4 protein-coding genes and 2 pseudogenes are annotated in these 7,436 nt (G+C 50.9%); all 6 read left to right on the top strand.

What is annotated here, in order from left to right; genetic code table 11:
* A pseudogene (locus tag MHN01_RS10805) lies at positions 1-213 on the top strand (diaminopropionate ammonia-lyase); the annotation flags it as partial.
* A gap of 277 nt (positions 214-490) precedes the next feature.
* Positions 491-1,708: a YgeY family selenium metabolism-linked hydrolase gene (locus MHN01_RS10800; RefSeq protein WP_239411362.1), complete on the top strand. Its 1,218-nt coding sequence runs from the start codon at positions 491-493 to the stop codon at positions 1,706-1,708.
* A 210-nt stretch (positions 1,709-1,918) separates the two neighbouring features.
* Complete coding sequence (gene hydA, locus MHN01_RS10795; protein WP_304622850.1) at positions 1,919-3,361, top strand: dihydropyrimidinase; 1,443 nt, start codon at positions 1,919-1,921, stop codon at positions 3,359-3,361.
* A gap of 77 nt (positions 3,362-3,438) precedes the next feature.
* Complete coding sequence (arcC, locus tag MHN01_RS10790) at positions 3,439-4,341, top strand: carbamate kinase (RefSeq protein ID WP_075765135.1); 903 nt, start codon at positions 3,439-3,441, stop codon at positions 4,339-4,341.
* 234 nt (positions 4,342-4,575) lie between these two features.
* A complete protein-coding gene (locus tag MHN01_RS10785) occupies positions 4,576-6,207 on the top strand; it encodes an NAD(P)-binding protein (RefSeq protein WP_239411361.1) in 1,632 nt (543 codons plus the stop codon).
* A 9-nt stretch (positions 6,208-6,216) separates the two neighbouring features.
* Positions 6,217-7,436, top strand: a pseudogene (locus MHN01_RS10780) (pyruvate:ferredoxin (flavodoxin) oxidoreductase); the annotation flags it as partial.

Raw genomic sequence — 7,436 nt, 5'->3', positions numbered from 1 at the left:
CTAGGCACTGACCCAAGGGTTGTTTCCGGCGAATCAGGTGCCGTTGGCGCAGGTATGCTAGCCGCTGTTTACTACCACCCAGAGCGCGAAAAGCTGATGGAAAAACTGGGCCTGAACAAAGACTCGGTCGTGCTGCTGGTGAACACCGAAGGGGATACCGATCCTGTTCACTACCGTGAAGTGGTGTGGCAAGGCAAGCACCCAACCCTTTAATTGTTTCTTATTGCAATTTCGACCGGATACTGCATCAGAAGTGCTCATTTATAGCCATAAACTCCGCGCTTCTTCTTTGCCTCCGAACGAAATTGCTTCAAGAAAGCAATAAAGGTTCAGTGGGTTGCACTAAATCCACAAAGCCCAGGTGAAAGGATAGTAGAAAAAAGAATTAATTAGCGCGCTGTAGATGTCATCGAAAACAGGGCGAATCAACTTCAAATACAAAACATCATGCCGGACGCGATGACCACCGTTCGGCCCAAGGAGAATTACAATGACAATGAACATCCCATTCGACAAAGTGTTGGAAAAAGCCCAAGACTACAAAGCGGATATGAGCCAGTTCCTACGTGACATGATTGCAATCCCAAGCGAAAGCTGTGACGAAGAAAAAGTGGTATTGCGCATCAAAGAGGAAATGGAAAAAGTTGGTTTCGACAAAGTAGAAATCGACCCTATGGGTAACGTATTGGGTTGGATCGGCCATGGTCCGCACCTGATTGCAATGGATGCCCATATCGATACCGTTGGTGTGGGTAACATGGACAACTGGGATTTCGACCCATATGAAGGCATGGAAGATGACGAAGTGATCGGTGGCCGCGGTGCATCGGATCAGGAAGGCGGTATGGCTTCTATGGTTTATGCCGGTAAGATCATCAAAGATCTAGGTCTTGAAGACGAGTACACCTTGTTGGTAACTGGTACAGTTCAGGAAGAAGACTGTGACGGCCTATGCTGGCAGTACATCATCGAAGAAAGCAAGATCCGTCCTGAGTTCGTTGTATCTACCGAGCCAACAGATTGCCAGATCTACCGTGGTCAGCGTGGCCGTATGGAAATTCGTATCGACGTTGCGGGTGTGAGCTGTCACGGTTCTGCGCCAGAGCGTGGTGATAACGCTATCTTCAAGATGGGTCCAATCCTGAACCAACTGGAAGATCTGTCTCATAACCTTAAAGATGACCCATTCCTGGGCAAAGGTACGCTGACTGTATCTGAAATCTTCTTCACTTCTCCTAGCCGCTGTGCAGTTGCTGATAGCTGTGCCGTGTCTATCGACCGTCGTCTGACTTGGGGCGAAACCTGGGAAGGTGCACTAGACGAAATTCGTGCGCTGCCTGCAGTACAGGAAGCAAAGGCTGTTGTATCTATGTACGAGTACAACCGTCCTGCATACACAGGTTTGGTTTACCCAACTGAGTGCTACTTCCCAACTTGGCTGATTGACGAAGAGCATGTAGCCACTAAGACTCTTGAAGCGTCTTACGAGCTGCTATTCGACAAGAAACCAACTGTTGATAAGTGGACTTTCTCTACTAACGGCGTATCTATCATGGGTCGTTACGGTATTCCTGTTATCGGCTTTGGTCCTGGTAAAGAGCCAGAAGCACACGCGCCAAACGAGAAGACCTGGAAAGATCACCTGGTAACTTGTGCAGCAATGTACGCTGTTATCCCACAAATGTACCTGGAAGAGCTTAAGAAATAAGCACTGATGCTGGTTAACCAGCGTTAGGATGATTTTCCGTCCCGAGGGTGTCAGTACGCTCTGCCTTACTACTGACCTCATATCCCCCTCGGGATGGATTTTCTCTCAATGATTGACTTGTCTTGTCGAAGTGGCAGTTACCTGACTGGTACTTCGAGAAGGTTTTGGTAGATGGAATAAGGTTTCGGCCTTGAAATAAAGGGTGGCGTTATGATTTCACAGCGTTCTTTTTCCCCGGAGTTGTATAACAGTACGGACGGCGAGTCGTCGGCCATGCTCATTCGCCATGGTATTGTGGTTGATCATCAAGATGAAAAGAAAGCCGATATCTTGATTGTTGATGGCAAGATCGCCGACGTTGCCCCTGATATCTCCAGTTATCCTGCCGGGACGCGCATTATCGATGCCGAAGGCCTGTATGTAATGCCGGGCGGTATTGATGTTCACACCCACTTCAATATTGATGTCGGCATAGCCCGTAGCAGTGATGATTTCTACACCGGCACTCGAGCCGCAGCTTGTGGTGGCACCACCATGGTGGTTGACCATATGGGATTTGGACCCAAAGGATGCAACCTTCATCACCAACTGGCTGTGTATAAAGATTATACCAAGGACACTGCGGTCATTGACTACAGTTTCCATGGCGTGATCCAGCATATTGACGACGAAATCTTGTCAGAAATGGCCGATATGGTCGAGGTTGAAGGCATTTCAAGCTTTAAGTTGTACCTGACCTACGGCTATAAGCTTGATGATGAATCTGTGCTGCGCGCCCTTACTCAGCTAAATAAAGTTCATGCGCTGACAACCGTTCACCCCGAAAACGATGCCGCCATTGCCCTGAGACGAGCGCAATTGCTTGAAGAAGGGAAGACGGAGCCTAAGTATCACGCCGAAAGTCGCCCGCTAGAGTGCGAGGCCGAAGCGATTGCCAGAATGATTAATCTGGCCAAACTGGCAGGGGATGCGCCGTTATATATCGTTCACCTTTCCAACGGGTTAGGCCTGGATTATGTCCGCCTGGCTCGTCAAAACAAACAGCCTGTCTGGGCTGAAACCTGTCCGCAATATCTGTTGCTTGATGAGCGCTGTTACGAGCGCGAAGATGCGCTGAAATTCATTCTAAGTCCGCCGCTGCGCCCGTTCGAGGAGCGCGAAAAACTGTGGCAGGGCCTGATGGACGGCAGCATTGATACCGTCGCAACTGACCACTGCTCGTTTACCTACGGTGAACAGAAGCAGCGCGGTAAAGATAATTTCAGCGCCTGTCCGAACGGTATGCCCGGGGTCGAAAACCGGATGCCGCTATTGTTCTCGGAAGGTGTGATGAGCGGACGAATTAGCCCGCGCCGGTTTGTCGAGCTAACCAGCTACATGCCGGCGAAGCTGTTCGGGCTCTACCCGCAAAAGGGCTGTCTGGCCCAGGGTGCAGATGCTGATCTGGTGCTGTTTGATCCGAAGCAGCAGGTCACGATTACTCACGATTTATTACACGACAACACCGATTATACCCCGTATGAAGATATGAATTGTCTTGGCTGGCCGATGATGACCATCAGCCGTGGACAGGTTGTCGCATGTAATGGCGAATTTATGGGGAAAGCCGGGAATGGCCGCTTTGTTCGCCGCAAACCGTTTCCGCATCAGTAGTTTCTAGTTGCTGATGTTCCAGAAGAAGAATGTGTCGGAAACGGTGTTAGACCACAATTAGAATTCAAGGAGTTAACATGAAACCCACCGCTGTTGTTGCCCTAGGCGGCAATGCATTGCTACGTCGTGGCGACGCGCCAAGTTTTGAAAACCAGTTGGCGAATATTAAGATTGCGGCCAAAGCGATTGCCGAGATTGCCAAAGAGTATCAGGTTGCGATCGTCCATGGTAACGGACCGCAGGTTGGTCTGCTCGCTTTGCAAAACCTGGCTTATGACAAAGTTTCCCCGTATCCGCTGGATGTATTGGGCGCCGAAAGTGAAGGTATGATTGGTTATATGCTGGCTCAGGAGCTGCAGAACCTGCTGCCGGAAACGGAAGTAACTAGCCTGCTTACACGTATCGAAGTGAATGCTGACGATCCAAGCATGTTGGATCCGACTAAGTTTGTCGGCCCGGTTTATAACGAAGAAGAAGCCGGCATCCTGGCTGAAGCCAATAACTGGATCATGAAGCGTGATGGCGATTATGTCCGCCGCGTGGTGCCATCTCCTAAGCCGATTAATATTATCGACAAGAAATCGATTGATACCTTGCTGGATGCTGGCCAGATTGTTATTTGCTGTGGTGGCGGTGGTATTCCGGTTTGCCGAAGCGAGTTTGGCTACAAGGGCGTTGAAGGCGTGATTGATAAAGATTTGGCAGCAACTTTGCTGGCTAAACAGCTAAAAGCCGACAAGCTATTGATCCTGACTGATGCCGACGCTGTTTACCTCGACTGGGGCACAGAGCAGCAGCGCGCACTTCGCGCAACAACACCGGCTCAGCTAAGTGAATATCAGTTCCCAGCTGGCTCTATGGGTCCTAAAGTTGAAGCTGCGGCAGATTTCGCTCAGTTCGGCGGACGTGCCTATATCGGTGCACTTGAAGAAGGTTTGGATGTACTGGCAGAGCGTGCCGGTACCTGCGTTGCCGTTTAAATTTCAATATTCCCTACAGTTGATACCACTCTTATTAAGTCGTTAAGCGCCTGGGTTAACAGGCGCAACGGCTTATTTGAGCTGGTATAACAAAACGAGACGTACCTTCGTCGAACAATTCATATAACTAGGTGCTGTGGGTGAAGGGGGTGATTTGAGCACAAATCGCCGCTACAGCAGCATAATGCCATAAGGGTACGTTTCATCATTTTTACCGACAAAAGGTAGAACATTATGAGCAATTGTCCTAAGGATATGACACTGCCACCAGATCTCACCCTGAAAAAAGGTTCTGGACCAGTTCGTACCAAATTCCCTATCTATTCCAACTCCCTCCCACCTTGTAACCATGCCTGTCCGACAGGAAGCAACATTCAGGAATGGCTGTCACTGGCTCAGTCCGAGCAATACGAAGAAGCCTTTCAGGCACTTATCAAGAATAACCCGATGCCTGCTATCCATGGCCGGGTGTGTTATCACCCCTGTGAATCAGCCTGTAACCGGGCCAATGTCGATCAGGCGGTCAGTATCCATGCTGTCGAGCGCTTTCTTGGTGATCAGGCCCTTGAGAAAAAGTGGCCGGTCAGGTTTGATGCCGAGCCGACTGGAAAGCGGGTACTGATAGTCGGTGCCGGTCCGAGTGGCCTGGCGACGGCTTATCACCTTAAGCGCAAAGGGCACGATGTCGAGATCCGCGATGCGGCACCAATGGCCGGCGGTATGATGCACTTCGGCATTCCGGCTTACCGTTTACCGCGCGATATTCTTGAAAACGAAATTGCCCGTATCGAAGCGATGGGCATCAAAATTGTCCTCAACCATAAAGTTGAGGATTTGCTGGCTGAAAAAGTAAAAGGTCAGTTTGATGCAGTCTTTCTCGCCATTGGTGCCCATGTCGGTCGAGGCGTTGATATTCCCAACGACGATCCCGGCAAGGTGAACGACGCAGTATCTTATCTGCGCGCTATTGAAATGAACACAGCGCCGAAACTGGGCCAACGAGTGGCCGTCTACGGTGGTGGTAATACCGCGATGGATGCGGCACGTACTGCACGCCGAATGGGGGCAGATGTGATGGTGATTTACCGTCGAGATCGAGCCCATATGCCAGCCCATGACTTTGAATGTGTCGAAGCGATGGAAGAGGGCGTGACGTTCCACTGGCAGCGTACGATCAACCAGATTGACGGAACCACGTTTACCCTTGAAAAAATGAACATAGACGAGAATGGTCGTCCGCAACCGACAGGTGTGTTTGAGACGGTCGAAGCCGACTCGCTCATTCTGGCGCTGGGTCAGAATATCGATACCAAGCTGACGGAAGATATCCCGGGTGTCGAACACAAATGGGACGGCACCGTGATGGTGAACGAGCAGATGATGACCGGTTACCAGGGCTTGTTTGCCGGGGGAGACATGGTGCCATGTGATCGTACCGTCACCATTGCTGTCGGCCATGGTAAAAAAGCGGCCGCCCATATCGATGCCTTCCTCAATAAACGTATCTACACCAAAGTGACCAAGCAGCCGTTGATCAAATTCGACAAGCTGCATCTCTGGTACAAAACCGATGCGGATCAAAGTGAACAGCCAGCGATCCCGGTGATCAAGCGGGCAACATCGTTTGATGAAGTAGTCGGCGGGCTGACAGAGCAGGAAGCCTTGTTTGAAGCCCAGCGCTGTTACTCCTGCGGTAACTGTTTCGAATGTAATGGCTGCTTTGGAGCCTGTCCGCACGGGGCGATCACACGCCTTGGCAAAGGAAAGGGATACAAGGTGGATTACGACAAGTGTACCGGGTGCGAAGCCTGTTATTCGCAATGTCCTTGTCATGCGATCGAAATGGTCGCGGCGGAAATGGAGTAGGAGCTGATCATGACTGAGAAAACGAAACTTTCGTCCGAGCAAGTCATGCACACTTGCGACGGAAACGAAGCCGCGGCGCACATTGCCTATCGTGTTAGTGAAGTATGTGCAATTTATCCGATTACCCCTTCGTCCACGATGGCAGAGTTTGCCGATCAGTGGGCAGCGGAAGACCAGCGCAATATCTGGGGTAATATCCCGTTGATTGCAGAAATGCAGAGTGAGGGGGGAGCGGCCGGTACCGTACACGGTGCGTTGCAAAGCGGTGCATTGACAACGACCTTTACTGCCTCGCAGGGGCTAATGCTGATGCTGCCTAACATGTATAAGATTGCCGGTGAGCTTACCTCGGCAGTGTTCCATGTGGCAGCTCGCTCGCTGGCGGCCCAGGGGCTGTCTATCTTTGGTGATCACCAGGATATTATGGCCGCGCGTGGTACTGGTTTTGCGTTGTTGGCTTCTTCCTCGGTACAGGAAGCCCATGACATGGCGCTGGTGGCTCATGCTGCGACTTTGGATGCACGGATCCCCTTCATCCATTTCTTTGATGGCTTCAGAACTTCGCACGAGGTTAACAAGATCAGCCTGATCCCGGATGCTGATATCCGAACCATGATTTCTGATGAACTGGTACGGGCGCACCGCGAGCGTGGCCTGAGCCCGGATTCGCCGTTTATTCGTGGTACGGCACAGAACCCGGATGTTTATTTCCAGGGACGGGAAACGGTTAATCCATATTATGCCAGAACACCTGAAATTGTAGAGGCTTGCATGGACAAGCTGGGCGAACTTACCGGTCGCCGCTACAAACTGATGGAGTTCTTTGGTGCACCTGACGCCGAGCATGTAGTGATTGCTATGGGTTCCGGTGTCGAAACTGTGAAAGAGACCGTTGAATATCTGGTGGCACAAGGCAAGAAAGTCGGTGTGTTGCAGGTACGTTTGTATCGTCCGCTGTCGGCCAAGCACCTGCTTGAAGCGTTGCCGCTAACGACACAAAAAATCACTGTGCTTGATCGAACCAAAGAGCCAGGCGCGAATGCGGATCCTTTGTATCAGGATGTGCTGACTGCTCTTATGGATTCTCTTAATAACAATGGGCAGGATCATTTCGAGAAAATGCCTCGCTTGATCGCCGGTCGCTATGGCCTGTCGAGCAAGGAGTTTACCCCGGCAATGGTCAAGGCGGTGTTCGATAACCTCGAACTGGACCAGCCAAAGCATCACTT

This window comes from Photobacterium sp. OFAV2-7, from assembly GCF_022347985.1.
In the GTDB taxonomy this organism is placed as follows: domain Bacteria; phylum Pseudomonadota; class Gammaproteobacteria; order Enterobacterales; family Vibrionaceae; genus Photobacterium.
Note: the sequence above shows the minus strand (reverse complement) of the source record. Positions and strands in the feature narration are given on the sequence as shown.

Bases quoted from the DNA above. Each gene is read 5' to 3' on its own strand.
- MHN01_RS10800 (WP_239411362.1), top strand. From the start codon at position 491: ATGACAATGAACATCCCATTCGACAAAGTGTTGGAAAAAGCCCAAGAC.
- hydA (WP_304622850.1), top strand. From the start codon at position 1,919: ATGATTTCACAGCGTTCTTTTTCCCCGGAGTTGTATAACAGTACGGAC.
- arcC (WP_075765135.1), top strand. From the start codon at position 3,439: ATGAAACCCACCGCTGTTGTTGCCCTAGGCGGCAATGCATTGCTACGT.
- MHN01_RS10785 (WP_239411361.1), top strand. From the start codon at position 4,576: ATGAGCAATTGTCCTAAGGATATGACACTGCCACCAGATCTCACCCTG.